At 42.5% G+C, this 25293-nt stretch carries 23 protein-coding genes; 10 read left to right on the top strand and 13 right to left on the bottom strand.

Going from position 1 to position 25293, the window contains the following annotated elements; all coding sequences use genetic code 11:
• Positions 1 to 38: 38 nt before the first annotated feature.
• The 5 genes from cysS to AC2A4J_RS10545 all read right to left on the bottom strand — a co-directional run bounded on the left by cysS (position 39) and on the right by AC2A4J_RS10545 (position 5251).
• Positions 39 to 1421 (bottom strand): cysteine--tRNA ligase, encoded by a 1383-nt coding sequence (gene cysS / locus AC2A4J_RS10565; RefSeq protein WP_484175971.1) that lies wholly within the window; start codon positions 1419 to 1421, stop codon positions 39 to 41.
• Positions 1422 to 1425: 4 nt separating this feature from the next.
• Positions 1426 to 3099 (bottom strand): glutamine--tRNA ligase/YqeY domain fusion protein, encoded by a 1674-nt coding sequence (locus tag AC2A4J_RS10560; protein ID WP_484175970.1) that lies wholly within the window; start codon positions 3097 to 3099, stop codon positions 1426 to 1428.
• Positions 3100 to 3210: 111 nt separating this feature from the next.
• Positions 3211 to 3540: an AzlD domain-containing protein gene (locus tag AC2A4J_RS10555; RefSeq protein ID WP_484175969.1), complete on the bottom strand. Its 330-nt coding sequence runs from the start codon at positions 3538 to 3540 to the stop codon at positions 3211 to 3213.
• The gene (locus AC2A4J_RS10550) at positions 3537 to 4271 is read right to left on the bottom strand and encodes an AzlC family ABC transporter permease (RefSeq protein ID WP_484175968.1); all 735 of its coding nucleotides are present in this window, start codon (positions 4269 to 4271) and stop codon (positions 3537 to 3539) included. Before AC2A4J_RS10550 ends, AC2A4J_RS10555 begins: the two co-directional genes overlap by 4 nt.
• A complete protein-coding gene (locus tag AC2A4J_RS10545) occupies positions 4268 to 5251 on the bottom strand; it encodes a bifunctional helix-turn-helix transcriptional regulator/GNAT family N-acetyltransferase (protein WP_484175967.1) in 984 nt (327 codons plus the stop codon). The genes AC2A4J_RS10550 and AC2A4J_RS10545 overlap by 4 nt, the downstream gene beginning before the upstream one ends.
• A 223-nt stretch (positions 5252 to 5474) precedes the next feature.
• On the opposite strand from AC2A4J_RS10545, the gene queC reads away from it, so the two are divergent.
• The 4 genes from queC (at position 5475) to AC2A4J_RS10525 (ending at position 8262) form a co-directional block, all read left to right on the top strand.
• Entirely contained in the window at positions 5475 to 6134 is a 660-nt protein-coding gene (gene queC / locus AC2A4J_RS10540) for a 7-cyano-7-deazaguanine synthase QueC (RefSeq protein WP_484175966.1), read from the top strand.
• Positions 6135 to 6291: 157 nt separating this feature from the next.
• Positions 6292 to 6942: a 7-carboxy-7-deazaguanine synthase gene (queE, locus tag AC2A4J_RS10535; RefSeq protein ID WP_255829072.1), complete on the top strand. Its 651-nt coding sequence runs from the start codon at positions 6292 to 6294 to the stop codon at positions 6940 to 6942.
• A 49-nt stretch (positions 6943 to 6991) separates the two neighbouring features.
• Positions 6992 to 7486 carry a peptidylprolyl isomerase gene (locus tag AC2A4J_RS10530; RefSeq protein WP_114413636.1) on the top strand — a complete coding sequence of 165 codons (495 nt, stop codon included), beginning with the start codon at positions 6992 to 6994 and terminating at the stop codon, positions 7484 to 7486.
• The gene (locus tag AC2A4J_RS10525; protein ID WP_484175965.1) at positions 7486 to 8262 is read left to right on the top strand and encodes a UDP-2,3-diacylglucosamine diphosphatase; all 777 of its coding nucleotides are present in this window, start codon (positions 7486 to 7488) and stop codon (positions 8260 to 8262) included. The genes AC2A4J_RS10530 and AC2A4J_RS10525 overlap by 1 nt, the downstream gene beginning before the upstream one ends.
• An 86-nt stretch (positions 8263 to 8348) precedes the next feature.
• Here the strand turns inward: AC2A4J_RS10525 and AC2A4J_RS10520 are convergent, their stop codons facing one another.
• Together AC2A4J_RS10520 and AC2A4J_RS10515 are read right to left on the bottom strand one after the other, a co-directional pair.
• Positions 8349 to 8660 carry a hypothetical protein gene (locus AC2A4J_RS10520; RefSeq protein ID WP_484175964.1) on the bottom strand — a complete coding sequence of 104 codons (312 nt, stop codon included), beginning with the start codon at positions 8658 to 8660 and terminating at the stop codon, positions 8349 to 8351.
• A gap of 83 nt (positions 8661 to 8743) precedes the next feature.
• Positions 8744 to 9355, bottom strand: coding sequence for a MiaE family protein (locus AC2A4J_RS10515; protein WP_255829069.1), 612 nt, complete (start codon positions 9353 to 9355; stop codon positions 8744 to 8746).
• Positions 9356 to 9443: 88 nt separating this feature from the next.
• On the opposite strand from AC2A4J_RS10515, the gene AC2A4J_RS10510 reads away from it, so the two are divergent.
• Positions 9444 to 11201: an SUMF1/EgtB/PvdO family nonheme iron enzyme gene (locus tag AC2A4J_RS10510; RefSeq protein ID WP_484175963.1), complete on the top strand. Its 1758-nt coding sequence runs from the start codon at positions 9444 to 9446 to the stop codon at positions 11199 to 11201.
• A 244-nt stretch (positions 11202 to 11445) separates the two neighbouring features.
• A complete protein-coding gene (locus AC2A4J_RS10505) occupies positions 11446 to 14247 on the top strand; it encodes a bifunctional aconitate hydratase 2/2-methylisocitrate dehydratase (protein WP_484175962.1) in 2802 nt (933 codons plus the stop codon).
• A gap of 192 nt (positions 14248 to 14439) precedes the next feature.
• Here the strand turns inward: AC2A4J_RS10505 and hpf are convergent, their stop codons facing one another.
• Positions 14440 to 14832, bottom strand: a complete 393-nt coding sequence (gene hpf / locus AC2A4J_RS10500) for a ribosome hibernation-promoting factor, HPF/YfiA family (RefSeq protein ID WP_255829066.1) — start codon at positions 14830 to 14832, stop codon at positions 14440 to 14442.
• Between the two features lie 566 nt (positions 14833 to 15398).
• On the opposite strand from hpf, the gene AC2A4J_RS10495 reads away from it, so the two are divergent.
• Both AC2A4J_RS10495 and AC2A4J_RS10490 read left to right on the top strand, forming a co-directional pair.
• Positions 15399 to 16049 carry a hypothetical protein gene (locus AC2A4J_RS10495; RefSeq protein ID WP_255829065.1) on the top strand — a complete coding sequence of 217 codons (651 nt, stop codon included), beginning with the start codon at positions 15399 to 15401 and terminating at the stop codon, positions 16047 to 16049.
• Complete coding sequence (locus AC2A4J_RS10490; protein WP_484175961.1) at positions 16042 to 16797, top strand: DUF3307 domain-containing protein; 756 nt, start codon at positions 16042 to 16044, stop codon at positions 16795 to 16797. Before AC2A4J_RS10495 ends, AC2A4J_RS10490 begins: the two co-directional genes overlap by 8 nt.
• Positions 16798 to 16872: 75 nt before the next feature.
• Here the strand turns inward: AC2A4J_RS10490 and asd are convergent, their stop codons facing one another.
• The 4 genes from asd to leuC form a co-directional block, all read right to left on the bottom strand.
• Positions 16873 to 17991: an aspartate-semialdehyde dehydrogenase gene (gene asd / locus AC2A4J_RS10485; protein ID WP_484175960.1), complete on the bottom strand. Its 1119-nt coding sequence runs from the start codon at positions 17989 to 17991 to the stop codon at positions 16873 to 16875.
• Between the two features lie 78 nt (positions 17992 to 18069).
• On the bottom strand, positions 18070 to 19149 hold the full coding sequence (gene leuB / locus AC2A4J_RS10480) for a 3-isopropylmalate dehydrogenase (RefSeq protein ID WP_255829062.1): 1080 nt from the start codon (positions 19147 to 19149) through the stop codon (positions 18070 to 18072).
• A 46-nt stretch (positions 19150 to 19195) separates the two neighbouring features.
• On the bottom strand, positions 19196 to 19846 hold the full coding sequence (gene leuD, locus AC2A4J_RS10475) for a 3-isopropylmalate dehydratase small subunit (RefSeq protein WP_255829061.1): 651 nt from the start codon (positions 19844 to 19846) through the stop codon (positions 19196 to 19198).
• A gap of 9 nt (positions 19847 to 19855) precedes the next feature.
• Positions 19856 to 21283 carry a 3-isopropylmalate dehydratase large subunit gene (leuC, locus tag AC2A4J_RS10470; protein ID WP_255829060.1) on the bottom strand — a complete coding sequence of 476 codons (1428 nt, stop codon included), beginning with the start codon at positions 21281 to 21283 and terminating at the stop codon, positions 19856 to 19858.
• A gap of 93 nt (positions 21284 to 21376) precedes the next feature.
• Here leuC and AC2A4J_RS10465 point away from each other — a divergent pair, with 93 nt between their 5' ends.
• Positions 21377 to 22258 (top strand): LysR family transcriptional regulator, encoded by an 882-nt coding sequence (locus AC2A4J_RS10465; RefSeq protein ID WP_484175959.1) that lies wholly within the window; start codon positions 21377 to 21379, stop codon positions 22256 to 22258.
• Between the two features lie 22 nt (positions 22259 to 22280).
• On the opposite strand, the gene AC2A4J_RS10460 is transcribed toward AC2A4J_RS10465, so the two are convergent.
• Entirely contained in the window at positions 22281 to 23432 is a 1152-nt protein-coding gene (locus AC2A4J_RS10460; RefSeq protein ID WP_255829058.1) for an MFS transporter, read from the bottom strand.
• A gap of 201 nt (positions 23433 to 23633) precedes the next feature.
• Between AC2A4J_RS10460 and AC2A4J_RS10455 the strand changes: the two genes are divergently transcribed.
• Positions 23634 to 25259, top strand: a complete 1626-nt coding sequence (locus AC2A4J_RS10455; protein WP_484175958.1) for an alpha-glucosidase — start codon at positions 23634 to 23636, stop codon at positions 25257 to 25259.
• Positions 25260 to 25293: the final 34 nt, after the last annotated feature.

Raw genomic sequence — 25293 nt, 5'->3', positions numbered from 1 at the left:
CTCCACATCGCCTTTTTTTGTACCCACAAACTAACGCATTAACTTCTGGTCCAAGTCGTTCCTGCACGGCTATCAAGCAGCTCAATGCCTTGACTAGCCAATTCGTCACGAATCTCATCACTACGTGCAAAGTTTTTGTCTTTACGCGCCTGCGTTCTTTCGTCGATCAAGGCCTGTATTGCAGACTCATCCAACCCCTCAGAAACAGTACTGTTTTGTAAAAAGTACTCAGGATCTTGATAAAGCAAACCTAGCAACTCGGCCAAGAACCGTAATTCAGCAGCTAACGCAGAAGCTTTATTCACATCTTCTGTTTTGGCCTTATTTAGCTCGCGCACAAGTTCAAACAAAACAGAAACAGCAACGGCTGTGTTGAAATCGTCCTTCATCGCCTCTTCGAAGCGCTCAGTGAAGGCCGTTGACTCATATTCCCCTGCAATAGGCTGCTGACGCAAAGCGGTATACAGACGCTCTAGAGCAACCTTAGCCTCTGACAAACTTTGATCGGAGTAATCAATCGCACTGCGATATTGACTTGAAACCATCAGGTAACGAACGACTTCAGGATTAAACTTAGCCAATACATCACGCACCGTAAAAAAATTACCTAAAGACTTAGACATTTTTTCATTGTTAACGCGTACTGCGCCACAGTGCATCCAGTAATTCACATAGTCTTTGCCGGTCGCCGCTTCTGATTGAGCTATTTCGTTTTCATGATGCGGAAATTTAAGATCTGGACCACCACCATGAATATCAAAATGACTGCCAAGGCAATTCGTCGACATTGCAGAACATTCAATGTGCCAACCAGGTCGACCATCACCCCATGGAGAAGCCCAAGAAACTTCGCCCGTTTTTGCCTGCTTCCACAAAACAAAGTCTGCAGGGTGCTCTTTTGCCACTTCAACATCAATACGTGCACCAGCCAACATATCTTCAAGCTTCCGGTTGTTTAATTTACCGTAATCTTTGAATTTAGTTGCTCGGTAATAAACATCGCCAGAAGTGCCCTGATAAGCAAAACCTTTATCAATAAGAATTTGCACCATATCGATAATTTCCTGCATGAACTCAGTGGCTTTTGGTTCACGGTCCGGCATTTTATTACCAAGGCGTAATTCATCTTCGCGTTGCGCTGCAATCATACGCTCAGTCAAAGACTGAGTTGATTCACTATTTTCTTCAGCTCGTTTAATGATCTTGTCATCAACATCGGTAATGTTACGAACGTAATTGAGCTCATAACCTAGGTGCCGAATAAAACGAGAAATAATATCAAAAGAAATCATCGCGCGCGCATGACCAATGTGGCAGAAGTCGTATACCGTGTTACCACAGACATACATACCTACTTTGCCTTCTTCGATTGGTTTGAAAATTTCTTTCTTCCCACTTAGGGTGTTGTAAACCTTCAACATGCGCTTAATTTCCTTTCGCTTCGATTTTCGCCCAAGAGTCACGTAGTGTCACAGTACGGTTAAATACCATACCGTCTTCTTTCAAGTCGCGGCAGAAGTAGCCTTCACGCTCAAACTGGAAGCCCTGACCTTTGTCAGATGTCACCAAGGAAGGCTCAACTTTGGCATTGGTTAATACAGTCAAAGACTCTGGATTAATAAAGTCTAAGAAAGTTTTATCTTCATAGTTTGCATCAGGCGCTTCATTCACGAACAAACGATCATAAAGATTCACTGTCGCGTCTACCGCGTGTTTCGCACTTACCCAATGAATCACACCTTTTGGCTTATAACCTTCTGGGTTCACGCCAAGTGTATTTTCATCATAGCGACACAAGAGCTCGACAACTTCTCCTGCATCGTTTTTAATCGCTTCATCACACGTAATGACGTATCCACCGCGAAGGCGAACCGCACCATCAAGTGTCAAACGCTTCCACTTACGAGGAGGCACTTCAGCAAAATCCGCAGCGTCAATGTATAGCTCTTTGCTAAACGGTACTTCACGAGTGCCCGCTTCTTCATTTTTAGGATGATTGCCAACATTGAAGATTTCTTCTTTGTCTGTTGGGTAATTGGTCAAGGTCACCTTAATAGGATTTAGCACAACCATGGCGCGATTTGCACTTGCATCCAAATCTTCACGAATTGCGTGCTCTAGCATACCGACATCCACAACACTGTCAGACTTAGTCACACCAATACGCTCACAAAAGTTACGTATAGACAAAGAAGTATAACCACGACGACGCAAGCCGGAAATGGTTGGCATACGAGGATCATCCCAACCATGGACATGCTTTTCATCCACTAGCTGTTTTAGCTTACGTTTACTTGTTACTGTGTAGTTCAAGTTCAAACGGGCAAATTCAATTTGCTGCGGATGAGCAGTCTTTAGTGTATCTAAGACCCAATCGTACAATGGGCGGTGGTCTTGAAATTCTAATGTACACACAGAGTGAGTAATATTTTCCAACGCATCAGACAAGCAATGTGTGAAGTCATACATTGGATAGACACACCATTTGTCACCTGTTTGGTGGTGATGTACGTGACGAACGCGATAGATTATAGGGTCACGCATATTGATGTTTGGGCTAGCCATGTCAATTTTGGCACGTAAAACAACTTCGCCGTCTTTGTACTTCCCGTTTTTCATGTCCATAAAAATGGCCATATTTTCTTCAACGATACGATCGCGGAACGGACTATTCTTGCCTGGCTCTTTTAACGTGCCACGGTATTCACGCATCTGCTCTGCATTTAATTCACAGACGTAGGCTTTTCCAGCTTGAACAAGCTGTACAGCAAAATCAAACAACTGGTCAAAATAGTCAGAAGCGAACTTAGGTTCATCTTTCCACTCAAACCCTAGCCACTCTACGTCTTTTTTGATCGATTCAATGTATTCAACACTTTCCTTCTCTGGGTTAGTGTCATCGAAACGTAGATTACATTGACCGTTGTAACGCTGCGCTAAGCCAAAGTTAAGGCAAATGGATTTAGCATGACCGATATGTAAGTAGCCATTTGGTTCAGGTGGGAAGCGAGTAAGAACCTTACCGCCATGTTTGCCTGATTCGTTATCTTTATCAATGATTTGGGTAATGAAATTACCTGGTTTAGACGTTTCTGACATGTTTGATGTAAGTCCCGATAAGTGTTGGTCTAACAATATTGTTACTTTGACCGGCAAGTATATAGTATTTAGGTTTGCATGGGATATTGAGCAGAAAATCTTTTCTCTTTTTTATAAAGAAAAACCATATTTCGCCACAAAAAAAACCAAAACGCCCACTAGAATAGTTAGCAATTGCTGCTGACGCCAAATACCGACAATAAAAGCCGCAAACGCACCAAGCAACCAAGGGTTGGACAGAGACAAATCCATATGTTGATTTGGCATTAGGATCATCGGAGTTATAATGGCTGTGAGTACAGCTACAGGAACAAACTTCAGTGCTCTTTCAATAAAAGCGGGCATGACCACTTTATCCGCTCTAGCAAACAGAGCAAACCGCACCCCAAAGGTGACAGCAAACATACCTGTGATAATTAAAACGCTTTGCCATACTGTCATTTGCCCAACTCCTGCGTGCTCTCATCTACTTTTAGTACGGTTTTAGAGGCAGAATCCGCCACATAACCCATGACAACGCCTATCACCGCCGATACAAGAAGCCCCAAGTTATTAGGCAACTCTGATAGAATAATCGAAGACACTCCTGCACTTAACAAACACAACCAAAATGCCTTGTGTTTTAGATATGGCGTAATGATACCAATAAAGGTTGCCACCATTGCAAACTCTAACCCCCACTCACTCATGCCTGGAATTAGCTCACCGGACAGAACGCCTAAAACAGTTGTCACATTCCACATGATATAAAACGAGAGAAACGAACCTAGGTAGACTTTGTGACCATTTTTTTCATCCGCCGAGCCCACTTCATACATAGGACGGACCGCCGCATAGGTTTCATCTATCAAACCAAACCCCATAATCACACGCATGGGCATTGGCAAATGCTTCACAAACTTCACCAGATCCGCAGCGTATAAAAGGTGACGAAGGTTAACAATAAAAGTAGTCGACACAATCACCCAAATAGGCGCATGCAAAGCAATCAAACCCAGCGCAACAAACTGCGCCGAACCAGCAAACACAATAGCCGACATGGCAACCGCAAACCAAGGACTCAAACCGTAGCTGGATGCTAACGACCCAAACAGCAAACCAAATGGTATCCCCCCTATTATCATAGGTATGGAGGCTACAGCGCCTCGACGCATATCCTGCATTGTATTCATAAAATAACTCTACTCTCATTCGATAATAATGACTTTTCCATATAGACATCCGCTCTTGTATATAAAGAAGGGCTAGGAAATGGCTTTTCTACAAAGCCATTTTTATCATAAAGGTGCCTTGCAGCGTCTAAACATGAAGCAGTCTCTAACGACAACACTGAAAAGTCTTGTTGTTGAGTAAAATCAATAGCTGTTGACAGTAAGTCTTGAGCCACACCCTTTCCTTGAGCATGCTCAGAAACAGATAATTTGAACACTTCCCCCCTTTTATAGTTTGAAGATCCGCCTTCCAAAGGCAAGAAAGCAATGGTTCCAACGACTGAATCAACAGGCTGTGTTTTACGAACCGCCACCCAAACCACACCACCTTTCTGAATAATTTCTTGCTGCGGGTTACTCAATATCATTCGATCTTTATCAGCAATCTGATCTGGAAAGTAGCGCTCTAGCCACGCCATATTAAGGTCACAAAAGGCTTTTTCATGCTGAGCTTCTAGCAAGACAATATCGATAGGGCCTAAACGATCCAGCACTTTATCCGCCAAACTCCCACTCAAAACCTCTGATTCCAAAATTGACAAAGCATCCATAAAGTTTACACTCGAAAAAGCCGTCATTTTCTCAAGGATAATTCTCATTTCTTGCAGAACAGGCTCTACCCGCTGCATAGCGCTTAAGCCAAGCTTAGAAAGCTGCAAGGAAGACCTTCGCTGATCTTGCTCATCAACTGTTTTTTCTAAGAGACTTTCTTTAATCATCTTAGTGGTTTGTTTGCTCACCGCCGGGTGACTAAGATGCAACCTATCCGCAATCTCCATCACAGATAAGCTTCCGGTTTTCTGCAACAACCTAAGGATCGGAAAGTATGTTGCTGAAATGGGAATCTCGCATTGAGAATAAATTTCTTGCACTTGAATAAACAAATGATCACTTAATCGCTTTAATCGACTACCAAGAGTCAATACACCAAACTGCTCCATTGATCTTCCAAACCATAATTAAGATAAACAAAAGCCACCAAAAATAGGTAACTGGTTACGCATATAAAAATATCGTAAAGTTTCTAGTGTTACAAGCCTTGTTTTAACTTGGCTTTCTAGTTGGATCGAACGTCTGTCTGCTATACTCCTCGCTTTATCAACTCTCGCCTTACCTCAGTCTTTTTATGATTGTTATTAAGGCTTTTCTTTAGGAACCAAAAAAATGTCTGAAAAAGCCGTCGTTGTGTATTCGGGAGGAATGGATTCATTTACCGTTCTGAATACAGCAATTGAAAACGGACTGGATGTTTATGCTTTATCCTTTAACTATGGACAAAAGCACAGCAAAGAATTAGATATTGCTGCCAAGGTTTGCCAAGCCTTAGATATCCCCCACAAAATCGTCGATATCACTGCGATTAATAGCTTAATGGCGAATTCTTCTCTTACTAGTGATGCTGACATCCCCGAAGGCCACTACGAAGATGACAATATGAAGTCTACTGTAGTACCGAATCGCAACATGGTTTTACTTTCGATGGCCATTGCGTACGCAGTTTCATTAGAAGCTGGAAAAGTCTATTACGGTGCGCACTCTGGAGATCATCATATCTATCCAGATTGCCGTCCAGAATTTGTCGAAGCCATGAATGCTGTGTCTAAGATTGCTAACTATCAATCGGTTGAAATTGTCACACCTTTTTTACATGCTTCAAAAGGTGAGATTTTAAAAGCCGGTTTGGATATGAAGCTTGATTATGCCAACACTTGGACTTGTTACAACGGTCGCGAAAAATCGTGTGGTAAATGTGGAGCCTGTTGTGAACGCTTAGAAGCCTTTGCAGAGCAAGGTAAAAAAGACCCACTGGATTACGAAGCTTAAGCAAGAAGTTAGACAAAGAATTATCCCTGATTTTAGTGTGCTTGTTTTAAGGCTTGTTGGCTTTTGTTCCACAAATGACCGATGTAGCCATTAAATTATCAACTAAAGTTATCACCCTTACCTCGACTGTTTTTCGAGATGTAATAGGTATAACCAAATGTATTCTATTAAAGAAGCCTTTTATTCATTACAAGGCGAAGGTGCCCACGCTGGACGCCCTGCTCTATTTTGTCGTTTTACCGGCTGCAACCTATGGTCTGGTCTTGAAAAAACGCGAGCCAAGTCCGAATGTCAATTCTGTGATACTGATTTTATCGGCACAGACGGCCAAAATGGCGGAAAGTTCAAAACCGCCCAACAATTACGATCTCATATCGACGCTCTTTGGCCAGAAAGCCAAGGACATAAATACGTTGTTTTTACCGGTGGTGAACCTGCGCTTCAACTGGACAACGAACTCATTGCTGAAATGAAACGTCATGACTACACCATTGCGATTGAAACCAATGGAACAATGGAATTACCACAAGGAATTGACTGGATTTGCGTAAGTCCAAAAACCGCAAAGCCCTTGATTGTCTCCAAAGGCAATGAACTTAAGCTGGTGTATCCGCAATCACACCTTTCGCCCGAGTTATTTGAAAACCTAGATTTTCAGCATTTTTATCTGCAGCCAATGGATCAAAGTCACTTAACAGCAGATCAAATTCCACTAATAGATACCCAACAAGCCACTTTACACTATTGTTTATCGCATCCAAGGTGGCGTCTTAGCTTACAAACACATAAAATGCTCAACATTGATTGAACATAAATACATTTTTATATTACCGCGTTAACTTTATAAGGAATCTTAAATGATCATTTTACATACAAACCACGGTGACATTCACGTTGAGTTAGATTACGAAAAAGCCCCAAAGTCAGCGAAAAACTTTGAAGATTATGTAACATCTGGTTTTTATGACGGCGTTATTTTTCACCGTGTAATCAATGGTTTCATGGTTCAAGGCGGTGGTTTTGAGCCAGGCATGACGCAAAAAGAATCTCGCACAGCCATTGAAAACGAAGCAGACAACGGCCTTAAGAATGAAATCGGTACATTGGCGATGGCTCGCACAATGGATCCACATTCTGCATCTGCTCAGTTCTTTATCAACGTTGCTGATAACAGCTTCCTAAACCACCGTAGTAAAACTCCAGACGGTTGGGGCTACGCTGTGTTTGGTAAAGTGACAGCGGGCATGGATATCGTTAACAAAATCAAAGAAGTGAAAACCACAATGAAATCAGGTCATCAAGATGTGCCTGCTGAAGACGTGATCATCGAAAGTGCTGAACTAGTAAAATAATGATCCGTTATTTCATTTCAGATTTGCACCTTAGCGACAAACGCCCGGATTTAATCCGGGCGTTTGTACAAATGAGCAAAGCACTTATTGCACGCGAAGAAAAGTCAGAGCTTTACATTTTAGGTGACTTCTACGAGGCCTGGATCGGAGACGATTTTCAGGCTGATTGGAATACCGAAATAGAAAATGCCTTGGCGGAGATCTCTAAGTCAGGAATCGCCTTGTTTTTTTTACATGGCAACCGCGATTTCTTGATTGGCAGTGATTGGATTAACCGTGTTGGTGCTAAGCTTATTAAAGAGCAAACGACGCTATCTCTTGAAAATAGTGCAGTACTGCTGACACATGGTGACGAATATTGTTTGGAAGATACTGAATATCAAGCATTCAGAAAAACAGTACGCTCTAAAGCATGGCAAGAACACATATTGGCGATGCCACTTGAACAGCGGGTCGCGCTCGCAGCTCAACTTCGCAATGACAGTAAATCTATGGCATCGGAAAAATCCATGACTATCATGGATGTCACGCCATCAGCGGTTGTTGATTCTTTGGCTCGGCATCACTGCAAAACGGTGATTCATGGACACACGCACCGACCTGATGTCCATAAAGATGATCAGTATCTGCGCTGTGTTCTCGGTGATTGGGATAACTCGATTTGGATGGCCAGCATTGAGAGCAATACTTACACTCAATTTAAGGCATCAGTAGAGAATTTCTTGCAAAACGGATTAGACGGACTAGAAGCAATTCATCAAGAAATACTTTATTAGACACCGCGCTCGTTAATTTTCAAAAGTACAACACAAAAAAGCACTATACAAAAATGCCAGCGTAAGCTGGCATTTTTTTAATTCATTTAACGATTTAAAAGCTCTCGAACCCAAACCGTCTCTGCTGAATTACGAGATCGACTGAATTCAATATTACGATTATGTAGCATTGCCACCGCACGAAAGAAAGCATTATTAACAATCACAGGGCTTAGTTGGATACCATACGTTTGCCACCAATGTTGCTGCACTTTACACGTAAGCAATTGATATAAAAAATCCAACTCCAAAGAGCCTTTGTACATGACATCTAAGTCAACAACAGGGTCTACTTTTGCAATTTCCAATGCAAGCCAATACGTGACATCTGGTAGGGTTTCACTCTTATGTATGCCCATTATATTCTCCAGAAACTCAGACAATAATATGAGTGTAGCACCCTGCTCAAAAGTCACCATTAAGATTTATAAGTTTTTGTAACTTACGCTAAGCTTGGTGGGCCACTGTGCATACGAAATTCAGTATCAGGCTCGGTAATCAGCTTTTCTTCTAAATCACGAAAGAAGGCTACACGATCATCAATGGGTTCGTTTGAATACTCTTTTGCCAATGCTAAATAATCTTCAAAGTGCCTTGCTTCAGATTTTAGTAGTGAAATATAGAACTTGGAAAGCTCTTCATCTAAGTGCGGAGCTAACGCGGCAAAACGCTCACACGAGCGCGCCTCAACAAAAGCGCCAATAATCATGGTATCAACTAATCGCGCAGGCTCGTGAGTGCGAATATGTTTACGTAGACCATCAGCATAACGTGAGGCTGACAAGTGATCATAGGCCACGTCGCGTTTGCGCATGATTTTATGAACTTGCTCGAAGTGCAATAATTCTTCGCGAGCTAAACGGGACATTTTATGCAGTAAATTATCGCGATCGACATAGCGATACATTAAACTCATCGCAGTGGACGCAGCTTTTTTTTCACAGTGAGCGTGATCATTTAATAGCAGAGTTTGATTCTCAAGAGCCCAATTTACCCATGTCTCAGGAGATTCACAGGGAAGAAATTCAACAAGCTCTGGGTACGCTGATAACATTACTCTACCTTTTTGTGTTAAAAAACGTGATTATACCCTGTATTAAGCACTTAGGCAGCAACGTCTTGATTTGGATATCAAATTCGTAATGAATGATTTTTATGACCCTACAAAACTAAAAATTGGCCAACATGTTGGCGTCGAGCTCGATCCGTATGTTTTAAATTACCCTATGGATAGCTATAAAACCACTTGGGTTGCGGATCAAGGTGGGCGCCCTTTTGTCTTGCGTTTCTTTCAATCGAACAAAGGCAAAGTAGAAGATTTCTTACAAAATGCTCGGAAATATGCCAGCGTAAAACATCCCGCAATCACCCCAAACTATCCGCCGTTTTATTCTAATTTGTGGGTATTCTCATGCTCAGCGGTTTGTGGTGGCGAGAACCTCTATAGCTTTTTAGGTAAATACCCTGATGGAGCACCGCTTAATGTTGTCATTAGTTTATTCGACAACATAGCTAAAGCATTGGATCAAGTTCATCGCAATGGCCTTTTTCATGGCCATTTGGATTTGAGCTCCATTCATGTCGTTAATGGCTTAGGTTTGATGACAGGATTTGGTGCTCATAACTGGATGAAACGAATTGAAGACAGTGAAATGGACCCTCGCTTCTTCCCGCCAGAGTATTTAAAAAAGGAGCAACAACGTAGCGCAACTTCAGACAGTTTCGCTTTTATGCGGCTTTTGATGGCAGCGTTATTGGGTGAATCTATTCTTGATAAAGATTTCGCCACTGGCTTACCTGATACTCACCCTAATTTAAGTGAAGCCACATGGAGCCGTTTACTGAAATGGAGTCGTGACAGTGAACGCCACAGGCCTAAATCCTTAGCTGAAGTGATTCGAATCATTCGAGCTAATTTATACAAACCAGAAGTCAGTGATAGCTCCAATACTAAGCGAGCCGTTAAGCGCTATTTTCGCTCTCTATCTCCTATCACTATAGGTGCCGGCGCTATTGTCACCACAGGTCTTATCGCTGCTGTTCTGTTATGGCCAGAAGCAACACCGCCCCAGAAAGTTGTCGCAGCACCTGAAGCAGTTCAACCTGAAATTGAAGTAAAAACACCTTTTGAGTCGTTACCGCAAATTTTAGAAGAACCACTCAAATCCGGTGGTACAGCGCCAAAAGTAGAAAAAATTCCTCCGGCCACATTTATCATGGGCGATCAAGGTCATATGGGGGACGACAACGAGAAACCAGCTCATGAGGTTAACATACCCAATGGCTTTTATATTAGTAAATATGAAGTCACCTTTGATCAATACGACAAGTTTGCCAAAGCAACAAACAGAGAACTACCACCTGACAACGGTTGGGGACGAGGTCAACGCCCCGCTATCAACATTAGTTGGTACGACGCAAAAGCCTACACGGCATGGATATCCAATGAAACAAACGCCGAATATCGCCTACCAACAGAAATTGAATGGGAATATTCAGCAAGGGCCGATTCTGATACAGCCTTCTGGTATGGCGACAATGTTAAGCAAGGTTACAGCGTTTGCGACAGCTGCGGAAGCCAGTGGGACGGCATATCTTCGGCTCCAGTTGGCAGCCAGGCAAGTAATCCACTAGGCTTATTCGATATGCACGGTAATGTCGCAGAGTGGGTTGAAGATTGCTATCACGACACCTATGAAGGCGCACCAACTAAAAACCAAGTTTGGCTAGCAAACCAATGCGACAACAGAGTGTTGCGTGGTGGTTCTTGGTTTGATATCCCAAGAGTAGGTAGGAGCTCGACTCGATATAGAGCTCAGCCCGATTTAAAAGCCAGCAATTGGGGCTTTAGAGTAGTAAGGATTATTCAGCAATCTGATGACGTGGCCAAATCAGAATAATTCCGCTAAATGTCACCTATTCGAAATTGTTATGGTGCACAGTAAGTCTTTAGCACTTTTTTTCTATAAAATAAGTGCATCAAAAAATGAGAAGAATTTTGTACGACTTGTTTTCAATTGAAAACAAGTCTGCGTTTTCTAACATTACAATCGATAAATCGAAAATGAAATCTAAGGGAAATTAATACGCTAGAAGCATATTGTTAGACATAACATTTTCGTAAATTATTATTCAGAGGTGCAAATGAGCTTATATTTAGAGTACTTACAAGAAATAGAGAATCGTAAAAGCCAAGGATTGCATCCTAAACCAATTGATGGTGCTGACTTATTAACTGAAATCATTGATCAAATCAAAGATGCTGACCATGAGCACCGCAAAGAATCTCTTTCCTTTTTCATCTATAACACTTTACCAGGCACAACAAGCGCTGCAGTTGTAAAAGCCAAGTTCTTGAAAGAAATCATCTTAGGCGAAACCAGTGTAAAAGAAATCACGCCTGAATTTGCTCTAGAGTTACTTTCTCACATGAAAGGCGGCCCTTCTGTAGAAGTGTTGATTGACCTTGCATTGTCTGATGATTCCGCTATTGCAACGCCAGCCGCTGAAGTATTAAAAACTCAAGTATTCTTGTACGAAGCGGATATGGAACGCTTAGAGTCAGCTTATAACGCTGGCAACAGCATTGCTAAAGAGATTCTAGAAAGCTATGCCAAAGCTGAGTTCTTCACTAAGCTTCCTGACATCAGCGAAGAAATTGAAGTTGTCACTTACATTGCTGCGGAAGGTGATATTTCTACAGACTTACTTTCCCCAGGTAACCAAGCTCACTCTCGCTCTGACCGTGAACTTCATGGCAAGTGCATGATTACTCCTCAAGCTCAGCAAGAGATCAAAGCACTACAAGTCAAACACCCAAATGCGAAAGTCATGCTTATCGCTGAAAAAGGCACAATGGGTGTTGGCTCTTCACGTATGTCTGGTGTGAATAACGTGGCACTTTGGGCTGGCCAACAAGCGAGCCCATACATCCCATTCGTGAACTTTGCTCCTGTTGTTGCTGGCACAAACGGTATCTCCCCTATTTTCATGACGACGGTAGGCGTTACCGGCGGTATTGGTCTAGACCTTAAAAACTGGGTTAAGAAAGTAGATGCCAATGGCAAGCCTGTTCTTGATGCTAATGGTGACACAATTCTTGAGCAAACCTACTCTGTTGAAACTGGCACTGTTTTAACCATCAACACTAAAGAAAAGAAACTTTACAACGGCGATAAAGAGCTGGTTGATGTTTCTTCTGCTTTTACACCTCAACAAGTTGAATTCATGAAAGCCGGCAGCTCCTACGCTGTGGTATTCGGTAAGAAACTACAAACCTTTGCTGCTGAAACGCTAGGTATACCAACACCAACTGTTTATGCGCCAGCGCAAGAAATATCGAAGGATGATCAAGGCCTAACGGCTGTTGAGAAAATCTTCAACAAAAATGCAGTGGGTGTAAAATCTAAAAAAGCGCTTCATGCTGGATCTGATGTGCGCGTTAAAGTAAACATCGTCGGTTCACAAGATACGACTGGTTTGATGACTGCGCAAGAACTAGAGTCTATGGCGGCCACCGTTATTTCCCCTAGTGTTGATGGTGCTTACCAATCAGGTTGTCACACAGCGTCTGTATGGGATTCTAAAGCGCAAGCTAACATTCCAAAACTGATGTCTTTCATGAACAAATTTGGATTAATCACTGGTCGTGATCCAAAAGGCGTTTATCCTCCTATGACAGACGTTATTCATAAAGTATTGAATGACATTACTGTTGATGACACTGCGATCATCATTGGTGGTGACTCTCATACACGTATGTCTAAAGGCGTTGCTTTTGGTGCTGACTCTGGAACCGTTGCTCTTGCATTGGCAACAGGTGAAGCGACTATGCCAATCCCTGAATCTGTCAAAGTAACCTTTAAGGGTGAAATGAAGAGCTACATGGATTTCCGCGATGTTGTACACGCTACGCAAGCTCAAATGCTGAAACAGTTTGGCGGAGAAAACGTATTCCAAGGTCGTGTAATCGAAGTACACATCGGTACATTGATGGCTGACCAAGCGTTCACCTTTACCGACTGGACTGCAGAGATGAAAGCGAAAGCTTCTATCTGTATTTCTCAAGATAAGACTCTTATTCAATCTCTTGAACTAGCTAAAAAACGCATTCAGATCATGATTGATAAAGGCATGGAAAATGAAGCTCAAACGCTTCACGGCTTGATTGCTCTTGCTGACAAGCGTATTGCAGGTATCACTTCTGGCGAGCAACCAGCGCTAGTTCCTGATAACAATGCTAAGTACTACGCTGACGTAGTCGTTGACCTTGACGAAATCATTGAGCCAATGATTGCCGATCCAGATGTAAACAATGATGACGTATCTAAGCGTTACACTCATGACGTAATTCGCCAAGTATCTTTCTACAAAGATAAGCCTGTCGATCTTGGTTTTGTTGGTTCTTGTATGGTTCACAAAGGTGACATGCAAATCATCGCTCAGATGTTGCGTAATCTTGAAAAACAAAACGGTAGCGTATCATTCAAAGTGCCTTTAGTTGTTGCTCCACCAACGTATAACATCGTTGATGAATTAAAAGCGGAAGGCGACTGGGATATCCTGAAAAAATACGCTGGTTTCGAATTTGACGACGCTAAGCCAAAAGGTGAAGCACGTACTAAATACGAAAACATCATGTACTTGGAGCGCCCTGGATGTAACCTATGCATGGGTAACCAAGAAAAAGCAGAGCCTGGTGATACGGTTATTGCAACTTCAACTCGTCTTTTCCAAGGCCGTGTTGTTGCAGACTCCACAGAGAAGAAAGGTGAATCCTTACTTGGCTCTACTCCAGTCGTTGTACTTTCTACAATATTGGGACGTTTCCCAACCTTGGAAGAATACAAAGCAGCGGTTGATGGCATTACGCTTACGGACTTCGCTCCACCGCTAGATGCCATGACAATGGCTCCTGTAGAGTTTATTCCTGCTACTAATATTTAATCATTACCGATTAAATAGTGTGTGATATAGAAAAGCGACGCTCAAGGCGTCGCTTTTTTTTATTTACCTTAATCTGGTTATCCTTTCTCTGCTTTCCCTCGCTCATGCCGGCAAATATAATTTATCCAATTTTATACAGGCACAAAAAAGCCCCGCTATAAGCGAGGCTTCTTCCTAGAAGGTTTTGTTAGCTTAAATAACTTCGCGCTCAACAAGCTCATCAAATTCTGCTTGTAACTGACGCTCTACAGGACTTTCTACATCCTTAGCGTTAATGTGGTGCTGTCGACCAGCATGCTTCGCTTTATGTTTAATTAACTGTTTTTCCAACTTGCCAACTAACAGGTCAAGGGCAGGTTTAAGTTGTTTTTCTGTTTGAACCATTGCAAAAAGGTCATGACCAGGAATATGAACACTGGCTTCTACTATTAATTCATGAGTCCCATGCTTCTCTGTATTTAAGGTCACATTAATGGTGGTAATCTGATTATTGATACGCGCCAAGTGATCCATTTTATCTTTTACTACTTCTTGAACTTCTTCACCAGATTGGACGTGGTGACCGCTAATATTCAATGTATACATAGAGAATTTCCTTCTGTTTTGGTCAGGTTTTTTTATTAACTTAAGTCTTGTTACTCCTCTGCTGCTCTTACTTATAATCTATGGGTACTTTCGTTTAATTTCAATGCCTAGAATGTAAATACTTGCTCAAGATCATGAACAAAACACAGCAATCAAAAAAACTTACACAACACCCTTAAATACTTTATATATCAATACCATAAATCTTCTATTGAAAATATATTTCAATACGGTATAGATAAAATAATAAGTTTTGACACCCATAGCAAGCTTTAGTTTTATCAATAAAAAAGGCAGCAATTCAATGGATGTCATCTCCTATTTAAATCAGTGTAGCAGCCCCAGAAGCAATTGAGCGATGAAATACTACTCTTCTGGCCATAATCCTATAAAAAATGCTAATCGCAGCCACAAGTCAGATACTTATCGTTTCATTAGGCTAAAATAGCAATTCCGTTATAATTAGCCATAAATAGCTAATCGATATTTATTAGCCCAATTTGGCTAAATTTGTTTTTTTAGTCATAAACGGCTAAATTACTCTTATCAACTTAAGAGGACATCGCATGAAGCAGACAGTTAAACCTATTGCCGTGATAAGCGGTGATGTTGTTGGCTCAACCAAACTTACTTCTGATGAATTCGAACAACTATTGCAACGAATCAAAGATATCCAAGCGTGGATCAACAAAGGGAACGACTCTAACCTTCATAGCATTGAACGCGGAGATGAGTTCCAGACAGTCATACATGATATTAACAACGCTCTGAGATACGCAATTCTATATCGAATTGGCATCAAAGCGCTTGGCAAAGCCTTTGAAAGCCGTATTAGCTTTGCTATTGCATCTAACGCTGACTTGCGCGCCTCAGTCTCAGAGTCAATGGGAGAAGCTTTTGTTTTATCTGGTCGGGGATTAAAAGCCCTGAAAAATGACCGCTTCATTTTTCACTCAGAGCGTCTAGAACTGACAGAGCGCTTTGAGCTACTCTTCAAATATCTAGATAAACAGCTCACCGAACTAACATCTCGACAATGTGCCGTATTAGTTCCCATGTTACGCAATCATGAAGTTTTGTCTGTGAGCGAACTTGCGGATAAACTCGGGATTGCCACAGCGACGGCCAGCAAATCTCTTAAAGCATCAGGGTGGCCGCTTATAAGTGAACTAAATAGTCTATTTATAAACCAAGTAACAAGGCTTAAAGATGTCTGATTTTAGCACCCTACTCGTGTCATTTTTACTGATCCATACCCTTTGTGACTTTTACCTCCAACCAAAGCATTGGATAAAAGAAAAGGAAGAAAAAAAACACAGATCACCAAAGCTCTATTTGCATTCGATTTTACATGGCGTGGCATTACTCATCCCTGCGTTAGCCCTAAAGATCGACTGGATTAACATTGCTAGTATCATCTCGATTGTTACCATTACTCATTTCGCCATCGATCTATGGAAAGTCAGCACATCAAAAGGTGACGCCTTTTCACGCTTCGCCATTGACCAAATATTGCATGTACTAGTATTGATCATTACAGCTTTTTACATCACTGACAGCATCACCATTACTGAACTACTACAACATGATCAGTTACCAGAAGCTACCATGATCACCTTTGCTTACTTACTGATACTTAAACCTACCTCTGTCGCAATCGGCTGCATTTTAAGCAAATACCCGATTTCAGGAGGCGAGAAAGAAAGTGTTAACGGATTGGTTGCTGGCGGCGAATTAATTGGTTACTTAGAGAGAATATTGATACTAACTTTCACTCTAGTGGGCAGCTACGCGGCTATAGGCTTTGTATTAGCTGCTAAATCAATCTTCAGATTTGGTGAGCTAAATAAATCAAGCGATCGGAGCATGGCTGAATACATGTTAATTGGATCATTAGTGTCTGTGGTTATGACAACTCTAATAGGGATACTGGTGATACTAGGTTTAGATATAAGCGTCGAATAACCCATTTCAACACGTTTATTAAGACATAAAAAAAACCCGCTTAGGCGGGTTTTTATGATTCATTAGAAACGATAATTAGTCTTCAATTAGGATGCGCAGCATACGACGTAGTGGCTCAGCAGCACCCCATAGCAATTGGTCGCCCACTGAGAAAGCACTAATGTATTCAGGCCCCATGTTCAGCTTACGAATACGACCCACTGGAATACCAAGCGTGCCAGTCGCTACAGTTGGTGTTAAACGCTGCATTGTTGCTTCTTTATCGTTTGGTACAACATCAACCCACTGGTTGTGCTCAGCAAGCAAGCCTTCGATGTCCGCCACTGGGATGTCTTTATTCAGCTTGATAGTGTATGCCTGACTATGGCAACGCATTGCACCGATACGAACACACAGACCATCAACTGGAATTGGGTTGCCGTCGATACCTAGGATCTTGTTCGCTTCAGCTTGTGCTTTCCACTCTTCACGGCTCTGGCCGTTATCAAGCTGGCTATCGATATAAGGAATCAAAGAACCCGCTAGAGGCACACCAAACTGATCTGTTGGAAGCGTACCAGAACGCATTGTTTCTGCGACCTTACGATCGATCTCAAGAATCGCACTCGCAGGATCTGCAAGCTCACTAGCAACCGAGCCTTGCAACATACCCATCTGATTGATCAGCTCACGCATGTGACGAGCACCACCACCAGACGCCGCTTGGTAAGTCATAGAAGTCATCCATTCGATATGACCTTTTTCAAACAACCCACCTAGCGCCAATAGCATCAAGCTAACAGTACAATTGCCACCAACAAAAGTTTTAACGCCACTCGTTAAACCTTGTTTAATAACATCCAAGTTAACTGGGTCAAGTACGATAATGGCATCTTTATCCATACGTAGAGAAGATGCCGCATCGATCCAGTAACCTTTCCAACCAGCATTACGCAACTGTGGGTAAATAGCCTTGGTGTAATCCCCGCCTTGACAGGTAATAATAATATCCATCTTTTTCAATGCTTCAATATCGCTTGCATCTTGAAGTAATGGAATATCTTTACCAATTTCTGGACCTTTCTGCCCCGTTTGAGATGTAGTGAAGAAAACTGGATCAATATGATCAAAGTCTTTTTCTTCCATCATGCGTTGCATCAACACGGAACCGACCATTCCGCGCCATCCGACTAAACCTACAGTGTGTTTTGACATGGTTAACGTTACCTTTTTTTGTGGGGCCACTCATACCAAGAGCAGTATCCCTAATGAATACCCAATATCGTTACGATATTAAGCTTTTAATGCTGCTAGAACGGCATCGCCCATGGCTTGCGTACTAACAGTTTCGCATCCTTCTGATGCAATATCTGCCGTTCTAAGACCTAGATCCAGAACCTTGCTGACTGCCGCTTCAATCGCGTCCGCCGCATCTTTGGCGTCTAAAGAATAACGCAACATCATAGCAACTGACAAAATTGTCGCCAATGGGTTAGCGATTCCTTTACCTGCGATGTCTGGTGCAGAACCGTGACATGGCTCATACATACCGCGACCTTCAGCATTTAGTGAAGCAGAAGGTAGCATACCAATAGAACCTGTCAACATGGCAGCAGCATCAGAAAGGATATCACCAAACATATTGCCAGTAACCATTACATCAAACTGTTTTGGTGCACGAACAAGCTGCATAGCAGCATTATCGACTAGCATATGAGTCAATTCGACGTCTGGATACTCTTTCGCCACTTCTTCCATGACTTCTTTCCAAAGCACAGTCACTTCTAGCACGTTGGACTTATCAATTGAGCAAACACGCTTACCACGTTGGCGCGCCGCTTCAAAAGCAGAGCGACCGATACGACGAATTTCTGATTCGCTGTAAACATAGGTATTAAAACCTTCACGTTCACCATTTTCCAAGGTACGAATACCACGAGGCTGCCCAAAGTAAATACCGCCAGTTAGTTCGCGAACAATTAGGATGTCCAAGCCAGCAACAATTTCTGGCTTCAAGCTAGACGCATCAGCTAACTGTGGGTATAGAATCGCAGGACGAAGATTCGAAAATAACTCTAGGTTAGAGCGCAAGCCAAGTAAGCCTTTTTCAGGGCGAACTGACATGTCTAACTTGTCCCACTTAGGACCACCAACCGCACCAAGCAAAATCGCGTCTGCTGTTTTAGCTTTAGCTAATGTCGCTTCTGGCAACGGAGAGCCGGTCTCATCGTAAGCAGAACCACCGACTAAAGCGCTTTCATGCTGAATATTCAAAGAAAACTGCTCATTCACTGCATCCAAAACGCGCACCGCTTGCGCTACGATTTCTGGACCTATACCGTCACCCGGCAAAACCAATACATTTTTAGTCATGTTAAACCCTTTAAAAAATCTGTCTTCCAATATGTTGTTTTGAAAACTACTGACCGCGTGACAAGAAAAGCCACGGCGCATCATTCATGCGTTTTTCTTCGTAACGACGGATCGCTGAATCTTGCTGTAACGTTAAGCCGATATCGTCTAAACCATTCAACAAACAATGTTTACGGAAATTATCCACGTTGAACTCGAATGTCGCACCAGAAGGCGAGGTTACGGTTTGATTTTCAAGATCGACAATAATTTCTGCGCCTTCACGCAAGGCGACTTCTGCAAATAATTGATCTACTTCTTCTGCTTGTAAAACGATAGGCAACAAGCCATTTTTGAAGCAGTTGTTATAGAAGATGTCGGCAAAGCTTGGTGCAATAATCGTGCGGAAACCGTAATCATCTAATGCCCAAGGCGCGTGTTCACGACTAGAACCACAACCAAAGTTCTGACGCGCTAATAACACACTCGCGCCTTTGTAACGATCTTGGTTTAACACAAAATCCTGACGAATAGGACGACCATCGCATTCTTGGTCTGGTTGACCTTCGTCTTCATAACGCAGTTCATCAAATAAATTTTTCCCAAAACCAGTACGTTTTATGGATTTCAAAAACTGTTTTGGAATGATCATATCAGTATCAACGTTCGCCAAATCCAAAGGAGCGGCTAGACCTGTATGTTTAGTAAAAGGACGCATACTGTTCTCCTAGTGTTTAACAAACTCATTAACATCAACAAAGTGGCCTGCAATCGCTGCTGCCGCTGCCATTGCTGGACTCACCAAATGCGTACGACCACCAAAACCTTGACGACCTTCAAAGTTGCGGTTGGAAGTAGACGCACAATGTTCGCCAGCACCTAGCTTGTCAGCGTTCATTGCCAAACACATAGAACAACCTGGCTCACGCCATTCTAATCCAGCGGCTTCGAAAATCTCGTGCAAACCCTCTTTTTCAGCTTGCGCTTTTACCAAGCCAGAACCAGGAACGACGATCGCTTGCTTAAGAGTCGTTGCCACTTTACGGCCTTTAACTACTTGCGCTGCAATACGAAGATCTTCAATGCGTGAGTTTGTACAAGAACCAATGAAAACTCGATCTAGAACGATATCGGAAAGCATAGTTTTACCTTCAAGGCCCATGTATTTCCAAGCGCGTGCATAACCTTCTTTCTTCACTGGGTCTTTCTGATCTTCTGCACGAGGAATCGCCTCATCAATAGCAATAACCATTTCTGGCGACGTTCCCCAAGTCACTTGTGGCTTGATGTCTTCCGATTTGATTACAACCACTTCATCAAATTGCGCCTCTTTATCAGAAACAAGATCTTTCCATGCTTCTACCGCCATATCCCAATGGTCACCTTTTGGTGCATAAGGACGACCTTTAACGTATTCAATAGTGGTCTCGTCTACTGCAATCAAACCAACACGAGCGCCCGCTTCGATAGCCATATTACAGACAGTCATACGACCTTCCATAGACAAAGACTGAATACCTGTACCGCCAAACTCAATCGCATAACCTGTACCACCGGCGGTACCAATCGCACCGATAATCGCTAAGACAACGTCTTTAGCAGAGACCCATGGTGACAATTCACCATCAACACGAACCAACATGTTGCGGCTTTTCTTCTGCACCAAACACTGAGTAGCTAATACATGCTCAACTTCAGAGGTACCAATACCATGTGCCAAAGCACCAAAGGCACCATGAGTCGATGTGTGAGAATCACCACACACTACTGTCATACCTGGAAGCGTCGCACCCTGCTCTGGCCCAACAACGTGCACGATTCCTTGGCGAATATCTTTCATGTTGAATTCAGTGATACCGAATTCGTTACAGTTATCATCCAACGTGGTTACTTGGATTTTAGAAACTGGGTCTTCAATACCATCTACACCAGAAATACGTTCTTTCTTAGTCGTAGGAACATTATGGTCTGGCGTAGCCAAGCTTGAAGACACGCGCCAAGGCTTACGTCCTGCCAATCGAAGACCTTCAAAAGCCTGTGGTGAAGTCACTTCATGAAGTAGTTGTAAATCAATATAAATCAATGCACTACCGTCATCTCGTTGCTGAACAAGGTGGCTATCCCACAACTTGTCATAAAGGGTTTTCGCTGACATAAGTTCTCTCCTCAGAAATCTATTGCGCTATCCTAAAACTTTGGCTTAAATTACTCAAATTCATATTTTTCATGTTTTGGATAATTTTTTGGAATGATAGACATCGCAGAGCTACTAACCTTTATAAAAGTCGCTGAAACCAGCTCGTTTTCAGAAGCAGGTGATCAACTTTTTGTTACGCAACCCGCCATTAGCAAACGAGTAGCTTCGCTCGAAAACAGCCTTGGTGTAAAACTTTTTGATCGCATTGGACGACAAGTGCAATTAACCGAAGCAGGTATTCGCTTATTACCCAAAGCTCGAAAAATGGCAGAAGATCTGCAAGACATAAAACGCAGCATGACATTGCAAATGCAAGACGTAAGCGGTGAATTACGCCTATCCACCAGCCATCACGTTGGCTTACATCGCTTGCCTAAATCACTAAAACGATTTCAAGAAGATTTTCCCAGTGCGCACTTGGAAATTGAATTTGTTCAATCAGAGGAAGCCTATCAAGATGTTTTGAAAGGACGCGCTGAGTTAGGGGTTATTACCTTATCCAATAAAGAAAATCCGCTCATTGAGTCATTGCCTATTTGGTCAGACCCACTAGCGTGCGTGGTCAGTAAAGATCACCCTCTCGCATTGTCTAAAAACCTCAGCTTAATTGAATTAGCGCAACATGCTTGTGTGTTGCCCAATAAAAACACCTTTACCAGACAAATAGCAGAGCAGGCATTTGGCAAGCAAGGCCTGAAGCCTCAAGTGAGAATGAATACAAATAACTTGGAAACACTAGCAATGTTAGTCAATATTGGTTGGGGATGGTCGTTACTCCCCTCAACACTCGTCGACGAAAAGTTAGCCGTATTGAACCTGCCGGATTTGAACGTAGAAAGAAAACTGGGGGTTATTCATCACAAACAAAGAACGCTTAGTCGTGCCGCCATCGCCTTTATCGAATTATTAAAAAGCGACGGCTCTTGTTTATAGCAAATAGATATCGGTAAACAGACTAACGACGCTGACTAAGCAAAAGAATGGCTAACGCCAGCGCACTCACGCCAGCTGCGAGGGTGAAAACCCATGCTCCGCCCAACCATTCCCATAAATAGCCCGTAATCACCATACCAAGTCCGCCACCTAAACCTATAGCAAATGCACTGTACATAGCCTGGCCTTGCCCGGCAAAGCGCTCAGGAAAAAGACGTCTTATTTGATCAATCGATACCATATGAAATAAAGCAAACGTAATACAATGCAACAGCTGAGTAATAATAAGCACCCAAGCAATAGAAGCAAACCACCCGACCAGAAGCCAACGAACAATACCGCAAATAAAACAAAGCGTAATAATATGAACCACATCGAAGCGTTTAATCGTATTACCAAAAAATAAGAATAAAAAAATCTCAATCACCACACCCAATGCCATAAGCAAACCAATGGATTCACCGCTGTAGCCAAAGTTAGACAAATGCACAGCAAAAAACACATTAAATGGCGCATGCGACATAAATGCCAAAAAAGCTAAAACGAAAAACAGTATGGATTCAGGGCTTTTAACGAGTGACAAAAATGAAACACTTGCCTTTTGCTGGTTGACCTCATAGGCCTGCTCTTTAAGAAAAAAAGACGTCACGACAGCAAGTGCCATAAAAACACAAATAGTTGGAATAACAATTCCAACACCAAATTGTCCAATCAAAAAGCCGGCGCTTGTTACCGAAAATACATAGCCAATCGAGCCGCCTACTCTCAGGCGCGTATAAGGCACATCCAAGCGTCGAATACTTCTCACCGCCAGAGAATCAGTCATCGGGATAAGGGCTGAATAAAACAAGGCCATCGTACAGGTCAAAAGCCAAAAGGTTTCGAATTGGTTACTCCAATTAAATGGAATAACCGCAATGAAGCAACCAAGAATTCCTACTTGAAGTATGCGTTTTGGCAGTCCAACTTTTGCTGTGAGCCACCCCCAAAAATGAGGCACCAAAATTCCAGATAATGTAAAAGTCGACATCAAACGGCCAATCTCGGAGGCAGTTAAACCAATCGATTTATAATACATCGAGATATAAGGCATCATGACGCCCACAACAGCACAGAAAAAAAAGTAAAAGAAGAACAAAGGCCAAGCCACAGGGCGAGCATTTTCAGAAAACATCATGTCTCCAAGGAAGAAAATAAGATTATTATCGTCTAAGACAATAAAAATTATGCATAAATAATAATGTTTGAGTATGCTGGAAATAATGAGAAAAAGCACCAAAGAAGACGCCACACATACCCTAAAGCTCTGATCTAATATCAGAACCGAGTATGACTAAGATCTAATAAACATTTTCCATCTAAAGCGAGAGAAATCATGACAGACAAACAAGAATGGTGGCGTGGAGCCGTAATTTACCAAGTTTATCCTCGCAGTTTTTTTGATTCAAATAACGATGGCATTGGCGATCTTCCCGGCGTTACCGCAAAAATGCGTTATATCGCTTCTCTAGGTGTCGATGCCATTTGGTTATCGCCATTTTTCACCTCACCTATGAAAGATTTTGGTTACGATGTTTCTGACTACTGCGGTGTCGATCCTATTTTTGGAACCCTGGACGATTTTGATGAACTGATTGCCTCAGCTCATCATCATGGTCTTAAAGTGATGATTGACCAAGTACTGAACCACAGCTCGGATCAACACCCTTGGTTTGTTGAATCGCGCAGTAGTCACGATAACGACAAAGCAGATTGGTATATTTGGGCTGACGCTAACCCTGATGGCACAGTCCCTAACAATTGGTTATCTGTCTTTGGTGGCCCTGCATGGCATTGGGACAGTCGTCGCAGACAATATTATCTACATAATTTCTTAGACAGTCAGCCAGACTTAAATTTCCACAATCCAGACGTTGTGGATGCTTTACTTGAAACCGTGGAATTCTGGTTAAAACGCGGTGTAGACGGTTTCCGTTTAGACACAGCGAATTATTATTACCATGATATAGAACTGAGAAATAACCCACCAAAAGACGAAGTCGTCGAAGGCAGTATTGGCGTAAGACTCGACAACCCATACGCTTATCAGCTACACCTATATGACAAATCCAGACCCGAAAACATTGCCTTTTTACAACGTCTACGCAGCTTATTAGACCAATACCCCAATACAACGACTGTGGGTGAAGTGGGATGTGATTTTGCGCTAGAAACCATGGCGGCGTACACCCAAGGTAAAGACAAGCTGCACATGTGCTATTCGTTCGATCTGTTAACGCATGATTCTTCTATGACTCACATTCGCAATACCATGGAAACGATAGAAGCAGGTTTAGGCGATGGATGGCCTTGCTGGTCAATTGGAAATCATGACGTAGAACGCGTAGTGACTCGCTGGGGTAAGAATCATGACCCAATCGCCAAAAGCAAAATTTATATGGCGATGCTTTTAACCTTACGCGGTAGTGTTTGTCTGTATCAAGGCGAAGAACTCGGCCTGCCGGAAGCTGAACTGACCTTTGAGCAACTGGTTGACCCATTCGGAATTAATTTCTGGCCAGAATTTAAAGGCAGAGATGGCTGCAGAACACCTATTCCATGGAAAAATGAAACGTTAGGAGGCTTTACTCAATCCGCAGAAGCTTGGTTACCTATTGCTGAATCCCAACGCCCAATGGCAGTGAGTGAGCAGGAAGGTAATCGCCACTCGGTGTTGCATGCCTATCGTGATTTTCTACATATTAGACGCAGCCACCCAGAACTGCGCCATGGCAATATCGAGTTTTTATATAACGATGAAACAACCCTAACCTTCATCCGTAGCTATGAAGGCAAACGCATTTATGTCGCTATTAATACCGCAAGCCAAGACATCATCCTGCCGGTCGAGCTTCATTTGTCGCCCCTTACGTTGCCAGAAGCCATACACAGCGGCTATGTAGATGGAAATACCATTATCCTTACTCCGTTTAGTATTTTATTGGCTTCTATTACCGACTAATATTTGTGCATAAAATAAAAGTCATAAAAAAGTC

Source organism: Marinomonas sp. ATLA20 (genome assembly GCF_057180105.1).
This window is presented reverse-complemented; position numbering and strand designations above follow the sequence as displayed.

Bases quoted from the DNA above. Each gene is read 5' to 3' on its own strand.
- cysS (WP_484175971.1), bottom strand. From the start codon at position 1,421: ATGTTGAAGGTTTACAACACCCTAAGTGGGAAGAAAGAAATTTTCAAA.
- AC2A4J_RS10560 (WP_484175970.1), bottom strand. From the start codon at position 3,099: ATGTCAGAAACGTCTAAACCAGGTAATTTCATTACCCAAATCATTGAT.
- AC2A4J_RS10555 (WP_484175969.1), bottom strand. From the start codon at position 3,540: ATGACAGTATGGCAAAGCGTTTTAATTATCACAGGTATGTTTGCTGTC.
- AC2A4J_RS10550 (WP_484175968.1), bottom strand. From the start codon at position 4,271: ATGAATACAATGCAGGATATGCGTCGAGGCGCTGTAGCCTCCATACCT.
- AC2A4J_RS10545 (WP_484175967.1), bottom strand. From the start codon at position 5,251: ATGGAGCAGTTTGGTGTATTGACTCTTGGTAGTCGATTAAAGCGATTA.
- queC (WP_484175966.1), top strand. From the start codon at position 5,475: ATGTCTGAAAAAGCCGTCGTTGTGTATTCGGGAGGAATGGATTCATTT.
- queE (WP_255829072.1), top strand. From the start codon at position 6,292: ATGTATTCTATTAAAGAAGCCTTTTATTCATTACAAGGCGAAGGTGCC.
- AC2A4J_RS10530 (WP_114413636.1), top strand. From the start codon at position 6,992: ATGATCATTTTACATACAAACCACGGTGACATTCACGTTGAGTTAGAT.
- AC2A4J_RS10525 (WP_484175965.1), top strand. From the start codon at position 7,486: ATGATCCGTTATTTCATTTCAGATTTGCACCTTAGCGACAAACGCCCG.
- AC2A4J_RS10520 (WP_484175964.1), bottom strand. From the start codon at position 8,660: ATGGGCATACATAAGAGTGAAACCCTACCAGATGTCACGTATTGGCTT.
- AC2A4J_RS10515 (WP_255829069.1), bottom strand. From the start codon at position 9,355: ATGTTATCAGCGTACCCAGAGCTTGTTGAATTTCTTCCCTGTGAATCT.
- AC2A4J_RS10510 (WP_484175963.1), top strand. From the start codon at position 9,444: ATGAATGATTTTTATGACCCTACAAAACTAAAAATTGGCCAACATGTT.
- AC2A4J_RS10505 (WP_484175962.1), top strand. From the start codon at position 11,446: ATGAGCTTATATTTAGAGTACTTACAAGAAATAGAGAATCGTAAAAGC.
- hpf (WP_255829066.1), bottom strand. From the start codon at position 14,832: ATGTATACATTGAATATTAGCGGTCACCACGTCCAATCTGGTGAAGAA.
- AC2A4J_RS10495 (WP_255829065.1), top strand. From the start codon at position 15,399: ATGAAGCAGACAGTTAAACCTATTGCCGTGATAAGCGGTGATGTTGTT.
- AC2A4J_RS10490 (WP_484175961.1), top strand. From the start codon at position 16,042: ATGTCTGATTTTAGCACCCTACTCGTGTCATTTTTACTGATCCATACC.
- asd (WP_484175960.1), bottom strand. From the start codon at position 17,991: ATGTCAAAACACACTGTAGGTTTAGTCGGATGGCGCGGAATGGTCGGT.
- leuB (WP_255829062.1), bottom strand. From the start codon at position 19,149: ATGACTAAAAATGTATTGGTTTTGCCGGGTGACGGTATAGGTCCAGAA.
- leuD (WP_255829061.1), bottom strand. From the start codon at position 19,846: ATGCGTCCTTTTACTAAACATACAGGTCTAGCCGCTCCTTTGGATTTG.
- leuC (WP_255829060.1), bottom strand. From the start codon at position 21,283: ATGTCAGCGAAAACCCTTTATGACAAGTTGTGGGATAGCCACCTTGTT.
- AC2A4J_RS10465 (WP_484175959.1), top strand. From the start codon at position 21,377: ATGATAGACATCGCAGAGCTACTAACCTTTATAAAAGTCGCTGAAACC.
- AC2A4J_RS10460 (WP_255829058.1), bottom strand. From the start codon at position 23,432: ATGTTTTCTGAAAATGCTCGCCCTGTGGCTTGGCCTTTGTTCTTCTTT.
- AC2A4J_RS10455 (WP_484175958.1), top strand. From the start codon at position 23,634: ATGACAGACAAACAAGAATGGTGGCGTGGAGCCGTAATTTACCAAGTT.